Annotated in this window: 22 protein-coding genes; 16 read left to right on the forward strand and 6 right to left on the reverse strand. The window is 73.7% G+C overall.

What is annotated here, in order from left to right:
• Positions 1-163 precede the first annotated feature (163 nt).
• The 3 genes from AFM16_RS28225 (at position 164) to AFM16_RS28235 (ending at position 3,379) form a co-directional block, all read left to right on the forward strand.
• Positions 164-1,012, forward strand: a complete 849-nt coding sequence (locus tag AFM16_RS28225) for a GNAT family N-acetyltransferase (protein ID WP_030797029.1) — start codon at positions 164-166, stop codon at positions 1,010-1,012.
• A 21-nt stretch (positions 1,013-1,033) separates the two neighbouring features.
• On the forward strand, positions 1,034-1,567 hold the full coding sequence (locus tag AFM16_RS28230) for a GNAT family N-acetyltransferase (protein ID WP_030797031.1): 534 nt from the start codon (positions 1,034-1,036) through the stop codon (positions 1,565-1,567).
• A gap of 108 nt (positions 1,568-1,675) precedes the next feature.
• A complete protein-coding gene (locus AFM16_RS28235) occupies positions 1,676-3,379 on the forward strand; it encodes a proline--tRNA ligase (RefSeq protein WP_078635005.1) in 1,704 nt (567 codons plus the stop codon).
• Positions 3,380-3,446: 67 nt separating this feature from the next.
• On the opposite strand, the gene AFM16_RS28240 is transcribed toward AFM16_RS28235, so the two are convergent.
• Positions 3,447-3,674, reverse strand: coding sequence for a hypothetical protein (locus AFM16_RS28240; RefSeq protein WP_245177819.1), 228 nt, complete (start codon positions 3,672-3,674; stop codon positions 3,447-3,449).
• A gap of 167 nt (positions 3,675-3,841) precedes the next feature.
• Positions 3,842-4,264: a helix-turn-helix domain-containing protein gene (locus tag AFM16_RS28245; protein WP_030797037.1), complete on the reverse strand. Its 423-nt coding sequence runs from the start codon at positions 4,262-4,264 to the stop codon at positions 3,842-3,844.
• Positions 4,265-4,569: 305 nt separating this feature from the next.
• Between AFM16_RS28245 and AFM16_RS28250 the strand changes: the two genes are divergently transcribed.
• The 4 genes from AFM16_RS28250 to AFM16_RS28265 all read left to right on the forward strand — a co-directional run bounded on the left by AFM16_RS28250 (position 4,570) and on the right by AFM16_RS28265 (position 8,169).
• Positions 4,570-5,160 (forward strand): sigma-70 family RNA polymerase sigma factor, encoded by a 591-nt coding sequence (locus tag AFM16_RS28250; RefSeq protein WP_030797040.1) that lies wholly within the window; start codon positions 4,570-4,572, stop codon positions 5,158-5,160.
• Positions 5,157-6,752, forward strand: coding sequence for a BN159_2729 family protein (locus tag AFM16_RS40210; protein WP_256861356.1), 1,596 nt, complete (start codon positions 5,157-5,159; stop codon positions 6,750-6,752). Before AFM16_RS28250 ends, AFM16_RS40210 begins: the two co-directional genes overlap by 4 nt.
• A gap of 323 nt (positions 6,753-7,075) precedes the next feature.
• Positions 7,076-7,630: a WhiB family transcriptional regulator gene (locus AFM16_RS40655; RefSeq protein WP_167797269.1), complete on the forward strand. Its 555-nt coding sequence runs from the start codon at positions 7,076-7,078 to the stop codon at positions 7,628-7,630.
• A complete protein-coding gene (locus AFM16_RS28265) occupies positions 7,630-8,169 on the forward strand; it encodes a hypothetical protein (RefSeq protein ID WP_051781056.1) in 540 nt (179 codons plus the stop codon). Before AFM16_RS40655 ends, AFM16_RS28265 begins: the two co-directional genes overlap by 1 nt.
• A 117-nt stretch (positions 8,170-8,286) precedes the next feature.
• On the opposite strand, the gene AFM16_RS28270 is transcribed toward AFM16_RS28265, so the two are convergent.
• Genes AFM16_RS28270 through AFM16_RS28280 form a run of 3 tightly spaced genes read right to left on the reverse strand, consistent with a single transcriptional unit; the run spans position 8,287 to position 10,260 of the window.
• Positions 8,287-9,189 carry an aminoglycoside phosphotransferase family protein gene (locus AFM16_RS28270; RefSeq protein ID WP_078635007.1) on the reverse strand — a complete coding sequence of 301 codons (903 nt, stop codon included), beginning with the start codon at positions 9,187-9,189 and terminating at the stop codon, positions 8,287-8,289.
• A 28-nt stretch (positions 9,190-9,217) separates the two neighbouring features.
• A complete protein-coding gene (locus AFM16_RS28275; protein WP_030797051.1) occupies positions 9,218-9,694 on the reverse strand; it encodes a ferritin-like domain-containing protein in 477 nt (158 codons plus the stop codon).
• Positions 9,691-10,260 (reverse strand): hypothetical protein, encoded by a 570-nt coding sequence (locus AFM16_RS28280; RefSeq protein ID WP_078635009.1) that lies wholly within the window; start codon positions 10,258-10,260, stop codon positions 9,691-9,693. The genes AFM16_RS28275 and AFM16_RS28280 overlap by 4 nt, the downstream gene beginning before the upstream one ends.
• A 225-nt stretch (positions 10,261-10,485) precedes the next feature.
• On the opposite strand from AFM16_RS28280, the gene rimP reads away from it, so the two are divergent.
• The 9 genes from rimP (at position 10,486) to AFM16_RS28330 (ending at position 22,307) form a co-directional block, all read left to right on the forward strand.
• Entirely contained in the window at positions 10,486-10,989 is a 504-nt protein-coding gene (gene rimP / locus AFM16_RS28290) for a ribosome maturation factor RimP (RefSeq protein ID WP_078635011.1), read from the forward strand.
• 2 nt (positions 10,990-10,991) lie between these two features.
• Positions 10,992-11,978 carry a transcription termination factor NusA gene (gene nusA / locus AFM16_RS28295; RefSeq protein WP_030797057.1) on the forward strand — a complete coding sequence of 329 codons (987 nt, stop codon included), beginning with the start codon at positions 10,992-10,994 and terminating at the stop codon, positions 11,976-11,978.
• Positions 11,979-12,103: 125 nt separating this feature from the next.
• A complete protein-coding gene (locus AFM16_RS28300) occupies positions 12,104-12,418 on the forward strand; it encodes a YlxR family protein (RefSeq protein WP_078635013.1) in 315 nt (104 codons plus the stop codon).
• Between the two features lie 147 nt (positions 12,419-12,565).
• A complete protein-coding gene (gene infB, locus AFM16_RS28305) occupies positions 12,566-15,631 on the forward strand; it encodes a translation initiation factor IF-2 (protein ID WP_078635016.1) in 3,066 nt (1,021 codons plus the stop codon).
• 145 nt (positions 15,632-15,776) lie between these two features.
• Positions 15,777-16,070 carry a DUF503 domain-containing protein gene (locus tag AFM16_RS28310; RefSeq protein ID WP_030797063.1) on the forward strand — a complete coding sequence of 98 codons (294 nt, stop codon included), beginning with the start codon at positions 15,777-15,779 and terminating at the stop codon, positions 16,068-16,070.
• A gap of 32 nt (positions 16,071-16,102) precedes the next feature.
• Complete coding sequence (rbfA, locus tag AFM16_RS28315) at positions 16,103-16,552, forward strand: 30S ribosome-binding factor RbfA (protein ID WP_030797065.1); 450 nt, start codon at positions 16,103-16,105, stop codon at positions 16,550-16,552.
• Positions 16,549-17,454, forward strand: coding sequence for a tRNA pseudouridine(55) synthase TruB (gene truB, locus AFM16_RS28320; protein ID WP_030797067.1), 906 nt, complete (start codon positions 16,549-16,551; stop codon positions 17,452-17,454). The genes rbfA and truB overlap by 4 nt, the downstream gene beginning before the upstream one ends.
• Before the next feature lie 261 nt (positions 17,455-17,715).
• Entirely contained in the window at positions 17,716-21,219 is a 3,504-nt protein-coding gene (locus AFM16_RS28325; RefSeq protein ID WP_078635018.1) for a trypsin-like peptidase domain-containing protein, read from the forward strand.
• Between the two features lie 137 nt (positions 21,220-21,356).
• A complete protein-coding gene (locus tag AFM16_RS28330; protein WP_078635020.1) occupies positions 21,357-22,307 on the forward strand; it encodes a bifunctional riboflavin kinase/FAD synthetase in 951 nt (316 codons plus the stop codon).
• An 85-nt stretch (positions 22,308-22,392) separates the two neighbouring features.
• On the opposite strand, the gene AFM16_RS28335 is transcribed toward AFM16_RS28330, so the two are convergent.
• The gene (locus tag AFM16_RS28335) at positions 22,393-25,668 is read right to left on the reverse strand and encodes an SCO5717 family growth-regulating ATPase (protein ID WP_431523099.1); all 3,276 of its coding nucleotides are present in this window, start codon (positions 25,666-25,668) and stop codon (positions 22,393-22,395) included.
• Positions 25,669-25,875 lie beyond the last annotated feature (207 nt).

Below are 25,875 nucleotides of genomic sequence, written 5' to 3' on the forward strand. Positions count from 1 at the left end.
TTCAGCCCGTCCGGCGTTTGAGGACGAGGCCCGTCCAGGGCCGACAGCGGGGGCCTGGGGGCGGCAGCCCCCAGCACCCGGACGCCGCCCGCACCACCCCACCGCTCAGCTTCCGCAGGTACAGTGCGGAGACCAGAGCAGTCCTGAGGGTGAGGCCCCGCACGTGTTGACCCAGACCACCTCCCGGGTCCTCGAACCGAGCGACCTGGACGCCGCGCTCGCCGTCCTGGACCGCGACCCGGTCGCCAACGCCTTCGTGACCTCCCGCGTCCAGGTCGCCGGCCTCGACCCCTGGCGCCTCGGCGGCGAGATGTGGGGCTGGTACGAGGACGGCATGCTGACCTCCCTGTGCTACGCGGGCGCCAACCTCGTCCCGATCTGCGCCACCCCCCGCGCCGTACGCGCCTTCGCGGACCGCGCCCGCCGGGCCGGCCGCCGCTGCTCCTCGATCGTCGGCCCCGCCGAGGCCACCGGCCGGCTGTGGCGGCTCCTCGAACCCCACTGGGGTCCGGCCCGCGAGGTCCGGGCCCACCAGCCCCTCATGGTCACCGACCGGATGCCCGCCGACATCACCCCGGATCCCTACGTCCGCCGTATCCGCAAGGACGAGATGGACACGATCATGCCGGCGTGCGTGGCCATGTTCACCGAGGAGGTCGGCGTCTCCCCGATGGCCGGCGACGGGGGTCTGCTCTACCAGGCCCGGGTCGCCGAACTCGTCGGGTCCGGCCGTTCCTTCGCCCGTCTCGACGAGCACGGCAAGGTCGTCTTCAAGGCCGAGATCGGCGCCGCGACCGCGCGGGCGTGCCAGATCCAGGGCGTCTGGGTCGCCCCCGAGTACCGGGGCAGGGGCCTGGCCGCACCCGGTATGGCCGCCGTCCTGCGCTACGCGCTCGCGGACGTGGCACCGGTCGTGAGCCTCTACGTGAACGACTACAACACGGCCGCCCGCAGGACCTACCGTCGCGTGGGGTTCCAGGAGGTCGGCGCCTTCACCAGCATCCTCTTCTAGACCCCCTGTAGGCTCCCGGCCATGGACCTCGTCATCGGCCCCTTGGACCTCCCCGCCCACGTGGACGAGGCCCTCGCGGTCCAAGCCGTGGCGTTCGGACTCGGGCCCGACGAGGTGGCCGTCCGGCGGCAGATCGTGCTGCGCCACATGACCCACAACGGCGCGCGGGCCTACGGCGCGACGACCCCCGAGGGCCGCCTCGTGGGCTTCGTCTACGGCATGCCCAACGACCGCACCCACTGGTGGTCCACCGTCGTGGAGCCCTATCTCCGCGCCCAGCGCAACGAACTGTGGCTCGACGACTCCTTCGTCATCACCGAACTCCACGTCCACCCGGCCTACCAGAACCGCGGCGCGGGCCGGGCCCTGATCACCACGATCACCGACAGCGCCGCCGAACCCCGCTCGATCCTCTCCGCGATCGACATCGAGAGCCCGGCCCGCGCCCTCTACCGCTCCCTCGGCTACCAGGACCTGGCCCGCAGGGTCCTCTTCCCCAGCGCGCCCCGCCCGTACGCCGTCATGGGAGCCCCCCTGCCGCTGCTGCGCGGATAACGGATTTCCGGCCACACCGCGCTCCCGGCTAACCTCCTAGCCATCACCCTCCCCCACTCTCGGCTGCGCTCGAGCGGGGGGACCCCCATCGGCAGGAGTACGAGAACCATGGCCAACGCACCGGTCCAGCGCATGTCCCAGTTGATGGCGAAGACCCTGCGCGACGACCCGGCGGACGCCGAGGTGCTCAGCCACAAGCTCCTGGTCCGCGCCGGCTACGTCCGCCGTACCGCCGCCGGCATCTGGAGCTGGCTGCCCCTCGGCAAGAAGGTCCTCGCCAACGTCGAGCGGATCGTCCGTGAGGAGATGGACGCGATCGGCGCGCAGGAGGTGTCCCTGCCCGCGCTGCTGCCGAAGGAGCCGTACGAGGCGACCGGCCGCTGGGAGGAGTACGGCGCCGAGCTGTTCCGCCTCAACGACCGCAAGGGCGGCGACTACCTCCTCGGCCCCACCCACGAGGAGATCTTCACCCTCCTGGTCAAGGACCAGTGCACGTCCTACAAGGACCTGCCGGTGATCCTCTACCAGATCCAGACCAAGTTCCGTGACGAGGCCCGTCCCCGCGCCGGCATCCTGCGCGGCCGCGAGTTCCTGATGAAGGACTCGTACTCCTTCGACACCGAGGACGAGGGCCTGGCCCGGTCCTACGCCCTGCACCGCGAGGCGTACCGGCGCGTCTTCGAGCGCCTCGGCCTCGACTACCGCATCTGCGCCGCCACCGCCGGTGCCATGGGCGGCTCCAAGTCCGAGGAGTTCCTGGCCCCGGCCGAGGCCGGCGAGGACACCTTCGCGGACTGCCCGAACTGCGACTTCGCCGCCAACACCGAGGCGATCACCTACGCCCTGAGCCCGGTGGACGCCGAGGGCGTGGCCGCGCTGGAGGAGATCCCGACCCCGGACACCCCGACCATCGAGACCCTCGCCGCCCACCTCGGCGTCCCGGCCTCCGCGACGCTGAAGAACCTGCTGGTGAAGGTGGACGGCGAGATCGTGGCCGTCGGCGTCCCCGGTGACCGTGAGGTCGACCTCGGCAAGGTGGAGGCGCACTTCGCCCCGGCCGCCGTCGAACTGGTCACCGCCGAGGACTTCGTGGGCCGCCCGGACCTGGTGCGCGGCTATGTCGGACCGCAGGGCCTGGGCGAGAAGGTCACCTACATCGCCGACCCGCGGGTGGCCCCCGGCACCTCCTGGATCACCGGCGCCAACAAGGAAGGCACGCACGCGAAGAACGTCGTCGCGGGCCGTGACTTCGAGGTCGACATGTACGTCGACGTCGTGGTCGTCCAGGAGGGCGACCCCTGCCCGCAGTGCGGCACCGGCCTCAAGCTGGACCGTGCCATCGAGATCGGCCACATCTTCCAGCTCGGCCGCAAGTACGCGGACGCCCTCAAGCTCGACGTCCTCGGCCAGAACGGCAAGCCGGTCCGCGTCACCATGGGCTCCTACGGCATCGGCGTCTCCCGCGCGGTCGCGGCGCTCGCGGAGCAGTCGGCCGACGACAAGGGCCTGTGCTGGCCCGCCGAGGTCGCCCCGGCCGATGTGCACGTGGTCGCCGCGGGCAAGGCGCTCCAGACCGAGCTGGCCCTGGAGGTCTCCGAGAAGCTGCGGGCGGCCGGGCTGCGGGTCCTGGTCGACGACCGCGCGGGCGTCTCCCCGGGCGTGAAGTTCACCGACTCCGAGCTGATCGGCGTGCCCAAGATCCTGGTGGCCGGGCGCCGCAGCGCCGAGGGCGTCCTGGAGCTGAAGGACCGTCGTACCGGTGAGCGCGAGGAGCTGACGGTGGACGAGGCGATCGCCCGCCTCACCGTCTGACGGCTCACGCGTGCGCGACGATCACGCCGGCGGGGGAGGCCGGCGTGATCGCGCCGCCGTGGGGGAATCAGCCGGCCTGTGCCTCTAAGTCACAGGGGAACAGTTCCCGCGGGAGGTCCACGCGCATTCCGCAGAAGCAGCGCAGCGGTCCGCCGCGCGACACTGGGGCGCCCAGGTCGATCGTGAGGATGTCCCGTACTTCCCGGAGCACGTCACGGACCTGGAAACCTCTGGCGATGTGGATACTCACCTCGTCGGGATCCCAGACCGCGATTCTCGGCAGATCGTCCGCCATGGAAATGTGGATGCACACAACTGTCTCCCCAGGGATGCACTACGGCACGAAGTGATCCGCTCCGGGAGGTCAGCGGCTGACTGATGGTACCGGTGAATGTCCGGTTCGTGAGGACTTTCGTCACATTCATCCGTAGCCTTCCCGTGTCGCGCGCGGCGCCGCCGACCTCACATGATGCGGCTGACCTGGAGCATCGCCTCCGCGTCCTTCAGCAGTGCACGCTGCCGTGACTCGGGCAGTTGCCGGTACAGCTTCAGCAGCCGCGCCTCGCGCTCGTCGCCGCTGGGACCGGGTACGGGCCGGCCGACGGCCTCGAAGAACTCCCTCGGCGTCGTACTCACGCCCCAGCGGCGGAACACCTCCACCATGGCCCGCAGTTTCTCCGGGTCGATGCGGGAGGTGCCGCGGGTCCGGTTCATCCACGCGTTGAGCGTCGGATAGGAGATGCCGGCGCCCGCCGCCAGGTCCTTCTGGGTGCGTCCGGGGGCCTGGGCCAGGAGTCGTTCGAGCAGAGCCGCCAGGTCCTCGTCCCGGCGGGACGGATCGTGGCCGGGGTCTGGATCTCCTGGGTGGCTCTGCTGGTTCGTCACGCATCAGAGGATCGGCCATCAATATCTACAAGCGCAAGTAGATCGCAGACTGCCGACGGGGGCTTCGGAAGCACGCCGGAGCGTTGTGGGGGCCGGGGTGCGGCCACGCGCCCCCGTGCTCCCCGCCCGGTCGTCACACCCTTCCCTCACGCCCCGTAAGCCGCTTGACACTATATGCATCCGCGTGAAGACTGTAGATATCCCCGAACCTCATCCGTCCGGGTGGTATTCCACGCCAGAAATCTACATCTACATGAAGACTGAAGACTGAGGCTGAGACTCAGACTGAAGATGCGGAGATCATCGTGTCCTTACCGAACAACGCCACGGCCGCTCCGCCCGGTCCGGAACCCGAGCTGGTCGCCCGGGCCCGCACGGGCGACCGGGACGCCTTCGCCGCCCTGTACCACGAGCACTACCGCCCGGTGTACGCCTATCTGCTCGTCCGCACCCGCGACCGGCACCTGGCGGAGGACCTGACCCAGGAGGTGTTCACCCGCGCCCTGCGCCGTATCGACGCGTTCACCTGGCAGGGCACGGCGTTCGCGGCCTGGCTCACCACCATCGCCAAGAACCTCTACCTCGACGAGATCGGCCGCGGCCGCACCCGGCTGGAGACGCCGGTCGCCGAGTTCCAGGACCCGCAGGCGCCCGGCCGGGACACCGAGTCGCTCGCGCTGCGCGAACTGGAGGCCGTCGAGGCGCACGAGGCGGTCCGCGCCGCCCTGCACGCCCTCAACGACCACCAGCGGCACTGCGTCGAACTCCGTTTCCTGGACGAGCTGTCGGCGGAGGAGACGGCCCGGGCGATGGGCCGCAGCGTCGGCGCGGTCAAGACGCTCACCTATCGCGCGCTGCGGAAGATGCGCTGGACGGCCGAGGCGGTGTGCGTGTGAACAGCAACCTTCCGCACGCGGCCGGCGTGATCCGCGCGGTCCTCGGATCCGTCCGGCCCGCGCAGGCGAACGCCGTCGCGTTCGCGCTGGACTCCGCCCGGCTCCTCGTCGACCCCGAGCGGTCCTTCGGCACGGTGCTGCACCGGGCGCCGGGCGGCGGCTGGACCCGCGCCCCGCGCCCGGTCACCGACCTGGAGCGCCAGGCACTGGCCTGGGACGCCTCCTGCGAACGGGCCAAGTGCGTCGCGCGCGCCATCGAACGCCACCTGGCCGGCCACGCCGGCCCGCACCGCATCCGGGTCGACGGCGACCGGGTCCGGGTCGTGCTCCGCGTCGACGGCCCGGCCCAATGGGTGCGCTGGCGCGCGTACTTCGGCATCGCCTCGACCGGCGAGCGGCTCCACCCGCACACGGTGACGGGCGAGGGAGAGCGAGGCGGAGTCCGGGTGACGGTGGTCGCCCTGACCCCGGCCCCCGAACCCCCGCCCCCGTCCCGCCCGTTCCACCTCGCCGGAACGACGTACGACCTGGCCCTCCCGTACCGCGACACCTTCGGAGACACCTGGTACTTCCACGGCCACCGCACCAAGGACGGCATGCCCCTGATGTCCCTGGACGGCCGCCCCGAACGCTGCACCCTGGCCAACGTGGCAGCCCACCTGGGCCCGTTGACCCCGGTACCCCCGAGCACACCCCGCCCGACCGACAGCCCCGCCGAGGCTTTTGAACTGCCGTACGACTTGGCCCCACGCGAGGGCTCGGCGCCGCCTCAGGATCCGACAGCACCTGAAGAAACCTCCCGGCTCAGGGACTTGGCCCCGCTGGAAGGGCTGGCCTCGCCCCAGGACTTGGCCCTGCCGCAGGGCCTGACACCGCCCGAAGACCTGCTCCCGCACTGGGACTTGGCCTCGCCCGAAGGACTGGCCTCGCCCGAAGACTCGGCCTCGCTCGCTGACTTGGCGGCGCTCCAGGGTCTGGCACGGTCCCACGACCCGGCGGTGCCGTACGACCTGACCCCGCCGTACGACCTGCCGACACCCCACGACCCCGCACCGGAACACGACCTGGCACCCCCGGAGCGCGGCCCGGCACGGGAGCACGGTCCGGTGCTGGACCACGACCCGGGGTGGGGTGGTGGCCCGGAGCCGGAGGGCGGTCAGACTCAGGATCCCGATCGGTCACGGGCCTACGAGTCGGCACAGGACCACAGCCCGGCCTCGGGACAGGGGCCGGCGCGGGAGCCCGCCCCGGTGCTGGAACATGGGCAGGCTCGGGACCACAGCCCGACGCAGGAGCGCGACCGAGCGGGGAACCATAGCCCGGCCTCGCTTCAAGGTCCGGTATGGAAGCCCGTCCCTGTGCTGGAGAACGGCCAGGCGCGGGACCACAACTCGGCGCTGCACCACGGCCCGGCTGCGGAGCAAGGGCCGGCGCGGGGGCACGGCCTGGCGCAGGAGCACAGCCCGGCACCGGGACGCGGCCTGGCGCAGGAGCGCGACCGGTTACGGGACCACAGCCCGGAACCGCACCACGGCCCGGTGCGGGAGCCCGCCCCGGTGATGGCGCCCAACCCCGCCGGAGCGGACCGATGAGCGCCGGGGGGCGGGACGCGCGGGCCGGGGTCGGCGCAGGCTTGCGTGAGGCCGACGGCACGGGCCTGCGGGCGGCGGGCGACGCACGCTCGCCGGCGCCGGAGGGCACGGGCGCGCGGGCCACGGCCGGCCCAGGCCCGCGGAGGGCCGGCAGCACGGGGGCGCGGGCCGACGGCGGCAAGGACTTGCCGCCGTCGGACGGCACGGCCTCGCGGGCCACGTACGGCACAGGGTCGCCGCCGCTCGGAGACCCAGGCCCGCGGACGACCGACGTCACGGATCGGCGGGTGACGGTCGGCTCAGGGTCGTCGCCGTCGGAAGGTATGGCCCCGCGGGACGCATACGGCACGACCCCGCGGGACGCGTGCCGCACCGATTCGCCGCCCGTCGATGACCGGGGATCCCGGGCCTGGGAGGCCAGGGCTGCTTGTCGGTTTCAGGATGCCGAGTTGTGGTTCTCTCGGCGGACCTGGGCCCGGGCCATGGCCATCTGTGCCGCCTGTCCCGTGCTCGAACACTGCCGCGCCGCCGTCCTGCGGCGGGAGAAGGGGCTTCCGCGGTGTCATCGCAACGGTGTCGTCGCCGGGCTGACCGGGCCCCAGCGGCACGCCCTGGACCGGCGGGCCGAGAGGGAGGCGGGCGGGGGCCGGGAGCCCCAGGCCCGGTCGCCCGCGGCCCCGCGTCCGGCGTGCCCCGCGCCCTGCGGCACCCGGGCCGCCTATCAGAGGCACCTGCGCCGCAGGGAACCCGTCGACGAGGCGTGCCGCAGCGCCAACGCCCGTGGCGCCGGCCGCTATCGCCGTACCGGATCCACCACGCCCCGGCCCCCGTCCCCCCGTTGCGGACCTGATCCACGCTCATCGTCACCGGAGCACTGATGCCCTCACGCCCGACATCCGGTCCTGTCGGCAGGACCGCCGCCGCGCTGCTCCGCAGGCTCCGGCCGCGCGGTGCGCAGGAGCAGCAGGCAGCCGTGCCCCGGCCGCGTCTCGCCCTCGATCTGGACGACTGCCGGCAGGAACGCGAGCGCTGGCAGCGGCACGCCGACTCCTACGAAAGGGAGTTGAGCCTCGTCGCCCGTGAACGCGCCCACCTGCTCGCCTGGTTGGCCGCACTGCACCCGGCGAGCGCCGTCATCACCCCGGCCCCCGACGGCGGTACGGACGGCACGCATCTGCTGAGGCTCGTGGCCGGCGAGCGCCAGCTCTCCTGGCGGCTGCCGCCCGCCGATCTCCCGCTGTTCGCGCACGTCCCGTACGTGGAGCCCACCGGGACACCGTCCCCGGGTGACGGCCGGCGCAGCCCGGACCAGGCCGCCCACATCCGCAGGCACACCCGTCTGCTGGCCCTCGAAGGCAGCCTGTTCACCGCCCCCGTCGAACGGCGGCCGCCCCCGGTACGGCCCGGCGACCGCTGACGGAAGCTCCGGCCGGCAGGCTCGGGAGGCACGTCGACCGGACGAGCGGCGTCCCCCTGCCCAGGTTCCTCCGGGCAGGGGGACGCCGTCAGGACCGGTCCGGTCCGCGCCCTTCGCCTACAGCCAGCCCGCGAACTCCAGCAGCAGTTCCGCGTCCCGGGCCCGCCCGACCCGCCGCGCCCGCACTCCGGACTCCACGGCCCGGAACAGCGTCCAGCCCCGCACCCGCTCCTGGTCCAGCTCCAGCGAGTCCGCCAGTTTCCGCACCCGCCGCCGGGTGATGGCCGCCCCCGAGGGGGAGGCGATCAGGTCCTCCACCCGGTCGCGCACCAGTCGCGCCAGATCGAACGCGCACTCCCCGACCACCGGATCCGGCCCCACCGCCAGCCACGGCGTCCGCTCACCCGCCAGCACCTTGCTCTGCCGGAACGTCCCGTGCAGCAACCGCCGTTCGGGCGGCGCGGCCAGCAACTCCTCCCGGGCCGACAGCGCCGCGTCCACCAGCGCCCGCACCGGCGCGTCCGCGCTCGCCCGCATCGCCTCCGCCTGCCGCCCGGTCCGCTCGGCCACACTCTCGAAGACGTCCGCACCGGCGCCGTCCGGCGGCTCCACCCACAGCCGCCGCAGCGTCCCCGCCGCCTCCAGCAGCGCCTTGGCCTCCGGCAACGACCGCACCGACACGTCCGGGTGCAGCCGCTCCAGCAGCAGCACCCCCTCCGTCACCGGCCCGTCCAGCAGCGCGACGGCGCCCAGACCGCCCCAGTGCGCCAGCGCGGCCCGCTCCGCCTCCGGCCGGAACCGGGGCGGGGCCAGCTTCAGCACCGCGGGCGTCCCGTCGGCCCGCCGCACCAGCACGACCAGACTGCTGCGGCCCCCCGGCATCTGGGTCCGCTCGACGCTCAACCCGCCCAGGGAGACGGCCTGTCGGGCCGACTCGGGCAGCTTCTCCAACCACTCGTCACCGTCCGGCGCGGTCTCCCCGAGTGCCCGCACCAGACGCTGCGGCGGTTCGAAAGCCATGCGCGAGTCGTTCCCTTCCGTCAACCGGTCACGCCGTCGGGGTCGCCGAGGGCCCGGAGGCGGCCGACCCGGTGCCGGCCCGCTCGGCGAGACCAGGGAAGGCTACGCTTCCGCCCCGCCAGCGCACCGCCCGCACCGCCGCCTCGCGCAGCGCACCGGCGGCCTCGCCGCGCCGCACGCCCGACGTCGCCCGCACCAGGTCCGAGTACACCCCGGCCACCCGGTCCTCCAGCTCGGCCGCGAGCCGCACCGCCGCAGGGGCGTCCGGCACCGGGAACGGCAGCCCGTACGCGGCGCTCGCGGCGACCGGATCGGCGCCCAGGTCACGCACCTCGCGCGCCAGCGCGTCCCGGCGCGCGCGGTGCGCGTCGTACGCCGCCCTGGCCTCCGTGCGCCGGGCCTCGCCGATCCGTCCGCCGACGACGCCGTACCCGTAGACGGCGGCGTGCTCGGCCGCCAGCGCCGCCTGGAGCGCCGTCAGTTCCGCGGTGGTCGTGTCGCTCATCGGGCCCCCTCCGTCAGCAGATACGCGTGTGCCGCACCGGCCGCCGCCACCGAGGCCAGCAGCCGGGCCAGTTCGCCCGGTACGTCCAGCAGCGCCGCCGCCCTGCTGTCCGCCAGCGTCCGCTCGGCGGCGGCCAGCGCGGCGATGGCCTCCTTCGCCGACACAGGTGCGGAGGACGACGGGGAAGGGGCCGACGAGGAAGGCATCGCCGATGAAGGCGCCGCCGACGAGGGCGTCGGAGAAGCCGTTGGCGTGCCCCCGAACGCCTCCATGTGCCGTACCACCTCCGCCCGCAGCGGCGTCAGCCGCTCCGTGAGCGCCGGATGGGCGGCCAGGACGGCGTCGTACCGCTCGACCAGCGCGTGGCTCTCCCGGGCCGCACGCGCGCGGGCCCGTTCGGTGACCGACGGACTGCCGCCCGCGCTCTCCTCTTCCTTCCCGGAGCCCCCGGAGTCCCGGGGACCGGACGAGCAGCCCGCGAGCAGGGCGGCGCCGGCGGCCGACGCGAGCAGGGTTCTTCGGCGCGGCAGCCCCGAGGGGGCGCGCGGCGGGAGGGGGAACGGCACGGCAGACGTCCTCGGGGAACTCGTACGAAGAAAACACCAAGAAGGGCGGCAGGCCCGTGATCACCGTACCCGCGCACCGGTCCGGCACCACTCAGCGGCACCGCACGCAGAGGGGCGGCCACCCTCCGTGCACAGGTGGACGGCAACACACCCCGCGACCGGATACCCTTTGACCAGACACGCGACCCATCCCACAACAGCACACGCGGCCGAGGAGTCACCCGGATGAGCACCACCCAGAGCGAGAGGCTGCGAGAGCTCCTGGAGCCGCTCATCGCCTCCCAGGGCCTGGACCTCGAAGAGATCGCCGTGGACTCCGTGGGACGCAAGCGTGTGCTGCGTGTCGTCGTCGACTCCGACACCGGTGCCGACCTGGACCGGATCGCCGATGTGAGCCGCGCGCTCTCGGCGAAGCTCGACGAGACCGACGCGATGGGCGAGGGCGAGTACACCCTCGAGGTCGGCACCCCGGGCGCGGAGCGCGCCCTCACCGAACACCGGCACTTCGTGCGCGCCACCGGACGGCTGGTCAGATTCCAGCTCGCCGGGACCGGCGAACTGGTCGCCCGGATCCTGCACGCCGACGACGACGGCCTCGACCTCGAGGTCCCCGGCGTGAAGGGCCGTAAGGCCACGACCCGCAGAGTCGCCCTCGCGGACGTCGAGAAGGCGCGCGTGCAGGTCGAGTTCAACCGCAAGGACAAGGACGAGAAGGAAGAGGAGGCGTAGCCGTGGACATCGACATGAGTGCCCTGCGGGGCTTGGTTCGGGAGAAGGAGATCTCCTTCCCCCTGCTGGTCGAGGCGATCGAGTCGGCCCTCCTCATCGCCTACCACCGCACCGAGGGAAGCCGCCGTCACGCGCGCGTGGAGCTCAACCGGGAGACCGGGCATGTGACCGTGTGGGCGAAGGAGGACGCGGAGGACCTCGAGGAGGGCCAGCAGCCCCGCGAGTTCGACGACACCCCGTCCGGCTTCGGCCGCATCGCCGCGACCACCGCCAAGCAGGTGATCCTCCAGCGGCTGCGCGACGCCGAGGACGACGCCACGCTCGGCGAGTACGCCGGCCGTGAGGGCGACATCGTCACCGGAGTGGTCCAGCAGGGCCGCGACCCGAAGAACGTGCTCGTGGACATCGGCAAGCTGGAGGCCATCCTGCCGGTGCAGGAACAGGTCCCGGGCGAGACGTACCCGCACGGCCTGCGGCTGCGGTCGTACGTCGTCCGGGTGGCGAAGGGCGTCCGGGGTCCCTCGGTCACGCTTTCGCGTACCCACCCCAATCTGGTGAAGAAGCTGTTCGCGCTGGAGGTGCCGGAGATCGCCGACGGTTCCGTCGAGATCGCCGCCATCGCCCGCGAGGCCGGCCACCGCACCAAGATCGCCGTACGGTCCACCCGTTCGGGCCTGAACGCCAAGGGCGCCTGCATCGGCCCCATGGGCGGCCGGGTGCGCAATGTGATGGGCGAGCTGAACGGCGAGAAGATCGACATCGTCGACTGGTCGGACGACCCGGCCGAGATGGTGGCCAACGCGCTGTCCCCGGCCCGGGTCTCCAAGGTCGAGGTGGTGGACCTCGCGGCCCGCTCCGCGCGCGTGACCGTGCCGGACTACCAGCTCTCCCTGGCGATCGGCAAGGAGGGGCAGAACGCCCGCCTCGCCGCCCGGCTGACCGGCTGGCGGATCGACATCCGCCCGGACACCGAGCAGCCGGCGGAGTGACCCAGGTCGCGGGCCGGGGAACAGATCCGGTCCGCGGCCCGTTCAGATCACGTCAGATGTATCGCGGCAAGTGTTCGAATCCTGCCCCAAAGGGGTGAGGTGGCCGCGGGGAGGTAGACTTAGCTGTGTCTGGCCGGACGCACACCGGAGCATGCCCTGAGCGCACCTGTGTGGGGTGCCGGAAGCGGGCGGCCAAGACGGACCTGCTGCGCATCGTGGCGGTCGAGGGCGCATGCGTCCCCGATCATCGCGGTACGCTGCCCGGCCGGGGTGCGTATGTACACCCCGCCCTGGTCTGTCTCGACCAGGCGGTACGCCGCCGGGTGTTCACGAGGGCGTTGCGCGCCCCGGGAGCGCTCGACACAAAGGCGTTGCGCCACTACGTCGAGCAGACGACAGTTGCCGACCAGGCAGCAGTTGCCGATCAGGTGACACCGTAAGAAGCGTCGCGCGGAGCCTCCGCGCGGCCCAGGTATTCCGCGAGTTGGAAGTAGGTCGAGATTGCGATGAGCACTCGATGAGCACGCGATGAGTACGCCCATGAAGTAGCGACGGTCCGGACGCAACCCGGACCTAAAAGGAGCGAAGTGGCTAAGGTCCGGGTATACGAACTCGCCAAGGAGTTCGGCGTGGAGAGCAAGGTCGTCATGGCCAAGCTCCAAGAACTCGGTGAATTCGTCCGTTCGGCGTCTTCGACCATCGAAGCGCCCGTAGTCCGTAAATTGACTGACGCCTTCCAGGGCGGCGGCAAGTCCGCCAAGCCCGCCCCGCGCAAGGCCGCCCCCAAGCCCGGAGCGCCCTCACCGGCGCAGTCGGCCCGTCCGGCCGCCCCGCGTCCGCCGGCCCCGAAGCCCGCAGCGGCCCAGCCGCCGACGGCTCCGGCCGCCCCGGCGTCGCCCGCCGCGCCGGCCTCGGGTCCGCGTCCGGTCCCGGGTCCCAAGCCCGCGCCGCGTCCGGCCCCGGCCGCCCCGGAGTTCACCGCTCCGCCGGCGCCCCCGGCCGCCCCGTCCGCGCCCCGTCCGGCCGCCCAGGGACCGCGCCCCGGCGCGCCCCGTCCGGGTGCCCGTCCCGGTGGTCCCGGCCAGGGTCAGCAGGACCGCGGTCAGGGACAGCGTCCCGCCGCCGCGCAGGGCCAGCGTCCCGGTGGCGCCGGTGCGCCCCGTCCGGGCGCCCGTCCGGCCGGTCCGCGTCCGGGCAACAACCCCTTCACGTCCGGTGGCAACGCCGGCATGGCCCGTCCGCAGGCCCCCCGTCCGCAGGGCGCTCCGCGTCCCGGCGGTCCCGGTGCCCCCGGCGCCGGTCCCCGTCCGCAGGCCCCCGGTGGCCAGGGCGGCGGTCCCCGTCCGCAGGCTCCGGGCGGTTCGCGTCCCTCGCCGTCGGGCATGCCCCGTCCGCAGGGTGCCGGACCCGGTGGTCCGCGTCCCGGCGGCCCGCGTCCGAACCCCGGCATGATGCCGCAGCGTCCGGCTGCCGGCCCGCGTCCCGGCGGTGGCCCCGGCGGCCGCGGTCCGGGTGGCGGCGGTCGTCCGGGTGGCGGCGGCGGTCGTCCCGGCGGCGGCTTCGCCGGTCGTCCGGCCGGTCCCGGCGGCGGTGCCCGTCCGGGTGGCGGCGGCTTCGCCGGCCGTCCCGGTGGCGGTGGCCCCGGCGGCGGTGGCGGCTTCGGCGGTGGCGGCGGTGGCCGTCCCGGCTTCGGCGGCCGTCCCGGCGGTCCCGGTGGCCGTGGTGGCACGCAGGGCGCCTTCGGCCGTCCCGGCGGTCCCGCGCGTCGCGGTCGCAAGTCCAAGCGTCAGAGGCGCCAGGAGTACGAGGCCATGCAGGCCCCGTCGGTCGGCGGCGTGATGCTGCCTCGCGGCAACGGCGAGACCATTCGCCTGTCGCGCGGTGCGTCCCTCACCGACTTCGCGGAGAAGATCAACGCCAACCCGGCGTCGCTCGTCGCGGTCATGATGAACCTCGGCGAGATGGTCACCGCGACCCAGTCCGTCTCCGACGAGACCCTCCAGCTCCTCGCGGGCGAGATGAACTACGAAGTTCAGATCGTCAGCCCGGAGGAGGAGGACCGCGAGCTGCTCGAGTCCTTCGACATCGAGTTCGGCGAGGACGAGGGCGACGAGGACGACCTGGTGGTCCGTCCCCCGGTCGTCACCGTCATGGGTCACGTCGACCACGGCAAGACCCGACTGCTCGACGCCATCCGCAAGACGAACGTCATCGCGGGCGAGGCCGGCGGCATCACCCAGCACATCGGTGCCTACCAGGTCTCGACCCAGGTCAACGACGAGGACCGCGCGATCACCTTCATCGACACCCCGGGTCACGAGGCGTTCACCGCCATGCGTGCCCGTGGTGCCCGGTCGACGGACATCGCGATCCTGGTCGTCGCGGCCAACGACGGCGTCATGCCGCAGACGGTCGAGGCGCTCAACCACGCCAAGGCGGCCGACGTCCCGATCGTCGTCGCGGTCAACAAGATCGACGTCGAGGGCGCCGACCCGACCAAGGTGCGCGGCCAGCTCACCGAGTACGGGCTGGTGGCCGAGGAGTACGGCGGCGACACCATGTTCGTCGACATCTCCGCCAAGCAGGGTCTGCACATCGACTCGCTGCTGGAGGCCGTGATCCTCACGGCCGACGCCTCGCTCGACCTGCGGGCCAACCCGAACCAGGACGCGCAGGGCATCTCGATCGAGTCCCGTCTCGACCGCGGCCGCGGTGCCGTGGCGACGGTCCTCGTCCAGCGAGGCACGCTGCGGGTCGGCGACACGATGGTCGTGGGCGACGCCTACGGCCGAGTGCGCGCCATGCTCGACGACAACGGCAACAACGTGGCCGAGGCCGGTCCGTCGACGCCGGTCCAGGTCCTCGGCCTGACCAACGTCCCGGGCGCCGGCGACAACTTCCTCGTGGTCGAGGAGGACCGTACGGCCCGCCAGATCGCCGAGAAGCGTGCGGCCCGCGAGCGCAACGCGGCCTTCGCCAAGCGCACCCGCAGGTTCTCCCTGGAGAACCTGGACGCGGCGCTGAAGGCCGGCGAGGTCCAGCAGCTCAACCTGATCATCAAGGGTGACGCTTCCGGATCCGTCGAGGCCCTCGAGTCCTCGCTGCTCCAGCTCGACGTCGGCGAAGAGGTCGACATCCGCGTCCTGCACCGCGGCGTCGGTGCGGTCACGGAGTCGGACATCGACCTGGCCATGGGCTCGGACGCCATCGTCATCGGCTTCAACGTCCGCGCCGCGGGCCGTGCCCAGCAGATGGCGGAGCGCGAAGGCGTCGACGTCCGGTACTACTCGGTCATCTACCAGGCGATCGAGGAGATCGAGGCGGCCCTGAAGGGTCTCCTCAAGCCGGAGTACGAAGAGGTCGAGCTCGGTACGGCGGAGATCCGCGAGATCTTCAAGTCGTCCAAGCTGGGCAACATCGCCGGTGTCCTCATCCGCTCGGGCGAGGTCAAGCGCAACACCAAGGCCCGGCTCATCCGCGACGGCAAGGTCATCGCGGAGAACCTCAACATCGAGGGCCTGCGTCGCTTCAAGGACGACGTCACCGAGATCCGCGAAGGGTTCGAGGGCGGTATCAACCTCGGCAACTTCAACGACATCAAGATCGACGACGTCATCGCGACGTACGAGATGCGCGAGAAGCCGCGCGTCTGATCCAGCACGCGATCGGGGCCGGTCGGCGGGGATTCCCGGAAGGGAAACTCCGTCGATCGGCCCCGGCCGTTGCGTGTACGGTTCCCGTATCGGCGTCGAAGCGTGGCGCCCGTACCCCGAACCGGCGGGACATCCGGATACACATATGTATGTGGGGACTCTGTCCTTCGACCTGCTCCTCGGCGACGTCCACTCGCTCAAGGAGAAACGCTCCCTCGTCCGTCCGATCGTGGCCGAGCTCCAGCGCAAGTACGCGGTGAGCGCGGCGGAGACGGACCATCAGGACCTCCACCGCAGGGCCGGGATCGGGCTCGCGATGGTCTCCGGGGACATGGGACACCTCACCGACGTACTGGACCGCTGCGAGCGGCTGGTCGCCGGACGGCCCGAGGTGGAACTGCTCTCGGTTCGACGCAGGCTCCACAGCGACGAAGACTGAAGCAAGAAGTAAGCACTTAAGGAGACGGACCAGTGGCCGACAACGCGCGCGCCAAGAGGCTGGCGGACCTCATCCGAGAGGTGGTGGCCCAGAAGCTCCAGCGCGGGATCAAGGACCCGCGGCTCGGCTCCCACGTCACCATCACGGACACCAGGGTCACGGGAGACCTCAGGGAGGCGACCGTCTTCTACACCGTGTACGGGGACGAGGAGGAGCGCGCGGCCGCGGCCGCGGGCCTGGAGAGCGCCAAGGGCATCCTGCGCTCCGAGGTCGGCCGCGCCGCCGGGGTGAAGTTCACCCCGACGCTGGCCTTCGTCGCCGACGCCCTCCCGGACAACGCCCGCACCATCGACGACCTGCTCGACAAGGCGCGTGCCGCCGACGAGAAGGTCCGCGAGGCGTCCGCGGGCGCCGGGTACGCCGGCGGGGCCGACCCGTACCGCAAGCCCGGTGACGACGAGACGGACGACACCGCCGAATGAAGCAGAAGCACACCCCGCCCGACGGCCTGGTCATCGTCGACAAGCCGTCGGGTTTCACCTCCCACGACGTCGTGGCCAAGATGCGGGGGATCGCCAGGACCCGCCGCGTCGGCCACGCCGGCACGCTCGACCCCATGGCGACCGGCGTGCTCGTCCTCGGTGTGGAGAAGGCGACCAAGCTCCTCGGTCACCTCGCCCTCACCGAGAAGGAGTACCTCGGCACCATCCGCCTCGGCCAGACGACCCTGACGGACGACGCCGAGGGCGAGATCACCGCCTCCGTGGACGCCTCGAAGGTGACCCGGGAGGCCGTCGACGCCGGTATCGCCAAGCTCACCGGCGACATCATGCAGGTGCCGTCCAAGGTCAGCGCCATCAAGATCGACGGCGTCCGCTCCTACAAGCGGGCCAGGGACGGCGAGGACTTCGAGATCCCGGCCCGCCCGGTGACCATCTCCTCCTTCGCGGTGTACGACGTCCGGGACGCCGTCGCCGAGGACGGCACGCCCGTCCTGGACCTGGTCGTGTCGGTGGTCTGCTCCTCCGGCACCTACATCCGCGCCCTCGCCCGCGATCTGGGCGCGGACCTCGGCGTCGGGGGCCATCTCACCGCCCTGCGCCGGACCCGCGTCGGGCCGTACAAGCTGGACTCCGCGAAGACGCTCGACCAGCTCCAGCAGGAGCTGAGCGTGATGCCGATCGCGGAGGCGGCCTCGGCGGCCTTCCCGCGCTGGGACGTCGACGCCAAGCGGGCCCGGCTGCTCACCAACGGCGTCCGCCTGGAGATGCCCGAGGAGTACACGGGTGTCGGTGCCGTCGCGGTCTTCGACCCCGAGGGCCGGTTCCTGGCGCTGGTGGAGGAGCAGAAGGGCAAGGCCAAGAGCCTTGCCGTGCTGAGCTGATCCGAGGGCCGGTTCCGTGCCGGGCCAGGTGTCCGTGGAGCGGCGAACACGGGGTGTTCAATGCCGCCGCTCCACGGTCCCCCCTCGGTTCCCCCACCCCTAGGGTGTATCCAGCGTCCCCCGTTCATTCACCCGTCCGGGCAGGCGCTCGGAGTGAACCGAGGGAGCGCGAGGGGGCGCGTTCGCCAGGGGATCTGTTCCGCTGATCATCGCGCGCCTACCGTCGACCCCAGGGCAGACGGGCGGCGGGGAGGTACGGCGATGGCGGCAGGGGGCCACGAGGCGGCATCCGGCCTCGCGCACCCCGCGGAAGCCTCCCTGGTCCGCATCCGCGACCTCGCAGGGCGCCCGCGCGGCACCGGCTTCGTCGCCGACCACCACGGCACGGTGATCACCAGCCACGAGGCCGTCGACGGCCTGCTCCGCCTCGTCCTGCACACGGCCGACGACCGCGACCGCGCGGTGACCGCAGACGCCGTCACGGCATTCCCCGAGCTGGACCTCGCCCTCGTACGCACCGAGGGCCTGGACGCGCGACCGCTGCCGCTGACCGTCCGGGACACGGTGGAGGCGGGCCGATACGTCCGGCTCCCCGCCGGCTGCTGGCGTGAGGCACGCGTCCTGGGCGAGACCCCGGTGACCTACACCGCCACGGACCGCCCCCGCCTGCTCGACGGCGCGCTGGAACTGGCGATCGGCACGGCGGGCCGCGACGCGCTGCGGCTCGGCGGCGGCGCGGCCGGCGGACCGGTGCTCGACGCCACGACCGGCGCCGTCGTCGCCGTCGTGGGCACGGCCCTCCAGTGCGGCGGCCGCGACGCGGGCTTCGCCGTCCCGCTGCGCCCCGCCACCGGCCCCCTCGCCGACCTGCTCGCCCGCAACGCGGCGACGGTCCCGGCCTACGGCGCCGACCTCAACCTCGCCGGCATCCTCGAACTCGCCGCCACCTCGGTGGGCTCGGACGGCCCCCCGGACCCCGGTTCCCCCACCGTGCCGCCCCCGGTCGAACGCCCGGCGCCCGCACGGGAGTTCGCCGCCTTCGAGGCGAGCCCCGCCACCGTCCTCGGCCTCGTCGGCGCCCCCGGCAGCGGCCGTACGACGGAACTCGCGGCGCTCGCGGCCCGCCGCGGCCGGGGTGGGGCGCCCGCGCCCACGCTGTGGCTGCGCGGCGCCGATCTGCGGGCCGAGGACGACTCGATCGCCGACGCCGCGCACCGGGCGCTGCACCGCGCGGCCCGGATCGTCGGCGCGTCGGCAGGGCTGTCCGACACCGCCTTCGAAGACCTCTGCCCCGGCCGGCTCGCCCGGCTCGCCCACACGGCCGGGCGCCCCCTGCTACTGCTTCTCGACGGCCCGGAGGAGATGCCGCCCGCCCTCGTCCACCGGCTCGCCGAGTGGACGCGGGGCACGGACCGCTGGCTGCGGGAGACCGGGGCACGGCTGCTGGTGGCCTGCCGCCCCGAGTACTGGGAGCGCGCGGGCGCGCACTTCCCGGCCGAGGCGCTGCACGGCGCGGCGGGGAGCGCCGGGGAGCTTCCCGCGTGTGTGCGGCTCGGGGACCTCACCCCCGAGGAGGCGTGCGAGGCACGGGCCCGGTACGACGTCCCCGAGACCGCGCTCACCACGCCAGACGCCCGCCACCCGCTCACCCTGCGGCTCCTCGGCGAGATCCGCGCCGCCCTCCCGGCCGACGCGCCCGCCGGACCCGTCGACCGCCATGACGTCCTCGGCGCCCATCTCGACCTGATGTGTCTGCGGATCGCCGTCCGCCTCGCCGCCGGGAACGGACTGCGCGGCACCGCCGTACGGCGGCTCGCGGCGAAGGTGGCCGGACAGGTGCACGAGGCCGCCCGCCGCAGCCTCGGTCCCGGGCAGGGGGAGCTGGACCGGGCGTCGTTCGAGGCGGTGTTCCCGTGGGGCCAGGCCCCCGCCCGGCTCGGCGGCGGCACCGGCTGGGCCTCCGCCGTGCTCGCCGAAGGGCTGCTGGTGCCCGCGGGGGGCGGCTATCGCTTCGCCCACGAGGAACTGGCCGACTGGATCCAGGGCCTCCACCTCGACCTGGACGAGGCGTTGCGGGCCCTGGTCCACCGCCACGGCGAGGAGGGCGGGGAGGGCGAGGAGGGCGAGGAGCCCGGCGGGCGTCCGCTCCCCGTCCCGCACCACCGCATCGGCCCCGTCGTCCAGGCCCTGCTGCTCCTCGGCCGCCACCAGGGCGCCCCACGGCTCGCCCGGCGGCTGGACGAGCTGGCCGACGCCCTGGACGCCGACCCGGCCTCCTGGTGGGCCGCCCGGCTGCTCGCCGAGACCCTGCTGCGCGTCCCGGACGCGACGCCGTACGCCACGGTCCTGGGCCGGATCGCGGACGGGATCGCGGCGAGCGGGGGCGGCGGCGTGGTCGCGGGGGAGGGGCGCGGGGGAGCGGGGCTGCCGTTGCCGGAGTTCGGGCCCGGCTTCTGGACGGCGATCCGGGTGCCGCTCGACCTCCGTCTCGATCTCCTGCGCCGGCTGGTGCTCGCCGACCCGGCCGCCCCGCCCGACGCGGACGCGCTCCGCGGCCCCCGCTACCTCGACACCGTGGCCCGGCTCCTCGCCGCCCGCCCCACCGACGTACAGCTCTGTCTGACCCGCTGGTTCGACGACGAGCGTCCGCTGCCCGCCGCCCCGCACGCGACCGTGGCGACCGCCGCGCAGGCGCTGCTGCACACCCACCGGCACCGCGCCCTGGACGACCTCACCGAGGCCCTGGCCGGCCGTGCGCACCGGCGGGCCGACGAACTGCTCGCCGTCCTCGCCGAGGAGGAGCCCTCCGCGCTGTGCCGGGCCGTCGAACGCTGGGCCCACGACGACCGCCCCGCCCGCCGGGCCGCCGCTGTCGCCCACGGACTGCGCGCCGCACCCCACGTGACGACGGACACCGACCGCCGGCTGCTGCGCCACGCCGCCCTCGCCCTGCTCGCCCGCCCCGCGGACCGCACCCTGCACACCGGCGCCCTCGGCCTCCTCGTCCGGGACCTGGAGACCCGGGCCGGGTATCTGCCGCAGGCACTGCGGCGGTTCGCGGACGGCGACCCCGGGCTGCCCGCGTACGCGCTGCTGGCCGCGCTCGCCACCGACCCCGATCCCGAGCCCGTCCTGACCGCCGTCAGAACCCGGCTGCGCCGCCCCGACGCCGGTGCGGGGCGCGTGCTGCGGGCGCTCGTGGAGGCCGCCACGCCCGCGCTGGCCGGCCGGGTCGCCGCACTCGTCGCGGAGGGCGTGGAACGGCATCCGGAGGCCGCCGGGGACGTGGCCGCCCATGTCGACCGGCGCCTGGACGCCGGACCGGCCGCCGACGCCGTGCTGTTCCCGCTGGTCACGAGCCTGCTGGACGAGCGGGCCCCCGAACCGCTGCGCGCCGCCCTGGCCGCCGTGCTGGCCTCGCCCGGGGCACCCGCCTCCCGGCCGCCGCGCCGTGAACTGCTGGACTTCCTGCTCGGCCGCGAGCGGGCCCCGGCCGTCCTGGACGCGGTCCTGCACGCCGCCGCCCAGTGGCACGGGGAGGAGTTGCGCGCCCTGGTCCACCGCACCGGGCTGCTCCTCGTCCGCACCCCGGAGGGCGCCGCGCGCTTCGACCGGGGCCTTGTCGACCTGGGGCGGCACGTCCCCGGTTTCGCCGCCCGGGTCACGGGCTGGCTCACCGGGCAACCGGCGGACTGGGCGGCCGTGGTCGGGCCCAGCGCACGGCGGATGCTGGAGAACCTGGCGGGGGCGCGGGTGCCCGTGTGAGCGGGGTGGGGCCTCCGGCGCGTGCGCCGGGTCACAGCCACCATGCCGATGCGGGCCGGGGGCACCCGGCATGGCACCCTTAGACCTGCGTTACCGGCAAACGATGGATACGGACACGGGTTCGAGGAGCGGTCACAGTGCAGCGCTGGCGTGGCTTGGAGGACATCCCCGAGGACTGGGGACGCAGCGTCGTCACCATCGGGTCCTACGACGGAGTCCACCGCGGACACCAGCTCATCATCCGGCACGCGGTCGACCGCGCCCGTGACCTGGGCGTCCCGGCTGTCGTCGTCACCTTCGACCCGCACCCCAGCGAGGTCGTCCGCCCCGGCAGCCACCCGCCGCTGCTCGCCCCGCACCACCGGCGCGCCGAGCTGATGGCGGAGCTGGGCGTCGACGCCGTGCTCATCCTTCCGTTCACCACGGAGTTCTCGAAGCTGTCGCCCGCCGACTTCGTGGTGAAGGTCCTCGTGGACAAGCTGCACGCCCGGGCCGTCGTCGAGGGACCGAACTTCCGCTTCGGCCACAAGGCCGCCGGGAACGTCGAGTTCCTCACCGAGCAGGGCAAGGTGTACGACTTCGAGGTCGAGGTCGTCGACCTGTTCGTGCGCGGTGAGGCGGGTGGCGGCGAGCCGTTCTCCTCGACGCTGACCCGTCGCCTGGTCGCCGAGGGCGATCTCACGGGCGCGGCGGAGATCCTGGGCCGGCCGCACCGCGTCGAGGGCGTCGTCGTGCGCGGCGCCCAGCGCGGCCGGGAGCTGGGCTTCCCCACCGCCAACGTCGAGACCCTCCCGCACACCGCGATCCCCGCCGACGGCGTGTACGCCGGCTGGCTGCACGCGGGCGGCGAGGCGATGCCGGCCGCGATCTCGGTCGGCACGAACCCGCAGTTCGACGGCACCGAGCGCACGGTCGAGGCGTACGCCATCGACCGCGTCGGCCTCGACCTGTACGGGCTCCATGTCGCCGTGGACTTCCTCGCCTTCGTGCGCGGCCAGGCGAAGTTCGACTCCCTCGACGGGCTGCTGGAGCAGATGGCGGTGGATGTGCAGCGCTGCCGGGAGCTGGTGGCGGAGGCGTCGGCGTAACCGGCGGCGTTCAGCGAAGGGGGGCGGCCGGTGTCTTCGGACACCGGCCGCCCCCCTTTTTTTGTCTTGCTGGGTTCGCGTGCTGTTACTGCTGGGGCGGCGGAGGCGGGGGAGGTGTCTGGGCCTGCCCTTCCTGCGGTTGCTGCGGTTGCTGCGGCTGCTGCGGAGCCGGGGCCTGGGGCGCTTGGGGGTAGCCGTAGCCCGGCGGGGGCTGGGGCGGCTGGGGGTAGGGCTGGCCGGGGCCGGGCTGCGGCGGGTACGGCTGCTGGGCCTGCGGGGCGTACGGCTGACCCGGCTGCGGCTGCCCGTGCGGGGGCTGTGGCGCGGGCGGCTGCTGGGCGTAGGGCTGGGGCGGGTACGGCTGTCCCGGGTGGGCCGCGGGGGCGTGGGGCTGGGGCTGGGCGTGGGGCTGAGGTTGGGCCGCCGGGGGCTGGGCCTGGGGCGGGTACGGCTGGCCGGGGACGGGCGGCTGACCCGGCGTCGGGCCGCCGCCGTACGGCTGGGCCGGGATCTGCTGGCCGGGGGCCTGCTGCCCAGGGAACGGCTGTCCCGGATACGGCTGGCCCGGGTACTGCTGGCCCGGCATCGGCGGGGCGGCCACCGGGGGCGGGTTGCCGTCGTTCGTCCACAGGCCGTGCATCTGCTGGTGGCGGACGAAGTCCTCGGCGACCAGCGCCGCGAGGTGGAAGTACGCCTCCCGCACCTTCGGCCGCATCATGTCGAGGTCGACCTCGGCACCGGCGGCCAGATGCTCGTCGAACGGCACGACGACGACACCCCGGCAGCGCGTCTCGAAGTGGCTGACGATGTCGTCCACCTTGATCATCTTGCCGGTCTCGCGCACTCCCGAGATGACGGTGAGGGAACGGGAGACCAGCTCCGCGTACCCGTGCGCGGACAGCCAGTCCAGCGTCGTACTGGCGCTGCTCGCGCCGTCCACCGACGGGGTCGAGATGATGATGAGCTGGTCGGCCAGGTCGAGCACCCCGCGCATGGCGCTGTAGAGCAGACCCGTGCCGGAGTCGGTGAGGATGATCGGGTACTGCTTGCCGAGCACGTCTATCGCGCGCCGGTAGTCCTCGTCGTTGAACGTCGTGGACACGGCCGGGTCGACGTCGTTGGCGATGATCTCGAGCCCGGAGGACGCCTGCGAGGTGAACCGGCGGATGTCCATGTAGGAGTTGAGGTACGGGATCGCCTGGACGAGGTCCCGGATGGTTGCCCCGGTCTCGCGCCGCACGCGTCGGCCGAGGGTGCCGGCGTCCGGGTTGGCGTCGATCGCGAGGATCTTGTCCTGGCGTTCGGTGGCGAGGGTGGAGCCGAGCGCGGTGGTCGTGGTCGTCTTGCCCACACCGCCCTTGAGGCTGATGACCGCGATGCGGTAGCAGGACAGCACCGGCGTGCGGATCAGCTCCAACTTGCGCTGCCGCTCGGCCTCTTCCTTCTTTCCGCCGATCTTGAAGCGGGAGGAGCCTCCGGTCGGACGGCTGCTCTTCGCCTTCTGGCGCTTGTCGTTGAGCAGACGGTCCGAGGACAGCTCCACGGCCGCGGTGTAACCCAGCGGCGCGGCACCGGGGTTGACCGGCTGCCGCTGGTCGTGCTGGATCGGCTGCGGCCAGGCGGCACCGATGCGGGGGTCGACGGGGTGGGGCTGAGGGGCCTGGGGGGCCTGAGGGGCTTGGGGTGCGTCCTGCTGAGGTGCCGGTGCAGCATGCGGAGGCTGCGGCCCGGCGGGGGCCGGGCGCGGACCGTCGGCCTGCTGGGGGAACTGGGGGTACGGCTGGGGGGCTTGAGGCGCCTGGGACGGCTGGGCCGCCTGCGGCTGCTGCGGGGCCTGCTGCGCCTGCGGGTTGGGCTGGGCGGCCGGGTCGGTCTGCGGGAAGCCGTAGCCGCCGGGAGTCGCCGGGGGCGTGGGTTCGGGGACGCCGACGGGCCGCGGAAAACCGTAACCGGGCTGGGCGTCGGGAGCCGGGGGCTGCGGGAAGCCGTAACCCGGCTGCTGCTGCTGCGGGGCGGGCGGTGCCGGTGCCGACGGCGCGGGGGCGTCCGCCTGCGGGGCGTGCGGGTTCGCCGGGTCGGGCTGTGGGAAGCCGTAGCCGCCGGGTTGCGGGAAGCCGTAGCCCGCCTGGGCGTTGGGCGCGGGCGGCTGGGGGGTGTGCGGTGCCTGCGGGTTGGACTGGGCGGCGGCCGGGGCCGTGTGCGGGAAGCCGTAACCGGGCTGGGCGTCGGGCGCCGGGGGCTGCGGGAAGCCGTAGCCGGGCTGCTGCGGGGCGGGCGGTGCCGGTGTCGGCGGCGCGGGGGCGTCCGCCTGCTGGGGCTCGGGCTGCGGCTGCGCGGGCCATTCGGCTGCCGGGGCGGGCGCCGCGGGCTGGTACGACGGCGGCAGCGGCGGCAGTTCGCCCTGCGCGGGCGGCGGGGGAGTCCAGGCGGGCGGCGCGGGGTCCTCGGCCGCGTCGGCCTGCGGGGCGTCGTCCGCCGGGGCGGGCGAGTCCTCCTCCGCCGATGCCTCGGCCGGCTCCTCCGCCTGCTCCTCCGACGACGCTTCGGCGGACGGTTCGCCCTGCGTCTCCGCGCCCTCGACGGCGTCGGTGTCCTCGGTGTCCTCGGAGACGTCCGCCGCCTCGGCCTCCGAGTCGTCCTCCGCCTGCGCGGGAACGGCGTTGTCGTCGGCCGCGGCCTCGCCGGTGTCACCCGGCTCCTCGGCCGAGTCCGCCGAGGTCGCCGAGTCCGTGTCCGGGGCCTCGGATTCCGCCCGCTCCGCGATCTGCCGCTTCAGGGCCACCGCGGAGATACGCATGGTCGCGCCGCTCTCCAGGTCGCCGTTCCCGGTGCCGTCCTCCTCGGCGACGGGCTGCGGCTGCTGCTGGGGTTCGAATCCGGCGCCCGCCGGAATCCCCGGCGCGGGCTGCGCGGGAACCTGGGCCACGGGCGGAGCGTACGGCGCTGCGGGCGCCACGTCCGCCGCCGGAGCGGGAGCGGGAGCGGGAGCCGGAACCGGAGTCGGCGCAGGGGCAGGGGCCGGAACAGGCGCGGGCGGCGTCAGCCCCGGCACCGGCTCACCGACCGGCGCCGGAAAACCCCCCGGAGGCGTCCCCGTCACACCCTGCGGCGCAGGCGCAGGCGCAGGCGCAGGCGCCGGAACAGGCGCGGGCGCACCACCACCGGTACCCGCACCCGCGCCCGAACTCCCGCCCGCGTTCTGCGTGTACCAGGCCGGCGGCGCGTAGTCGATGGTGAACTCGCCCGTCGTCTCGATGGCGGACTCCGCGTCGGGCTGGTCATCGCCGGGCGTGGCCCAGCCCCCGCGCATCCCGTCCCGATCGCTGCTCACAGTTCCTCCTGGTGTGGTCGAGCACCTCATGCCGTGCCGGGTCGACCAGTTCTCGTCTTCTCGTCGTGCGAAGGGGCTTCGGGGTCGTTCGTCGGAGGTCGTCCGAGGTGCCGGCCCTCCCCGAGGACGCCGGCACCCGCCCCACGGGTTTCCGGTGCCGCGCCCCGCACCAGCCTAATCATCAGATGCCCCGCCCCGGCAGGCCCGCCCACCCCTCGGCACAGGTCCGTCACGTGA

It is taken from the genome of Streptomyces antibioticus, from assembly GCF_002019855.1.
In the GTDB taxonomy this organism is placed as follows: domain Bacteria; phylum Actinomycetota; class Actinomycetes; order Streptomycetales; family Streptomycetaceae; genus Streptomyces; species Streptomyces antibioticus_B.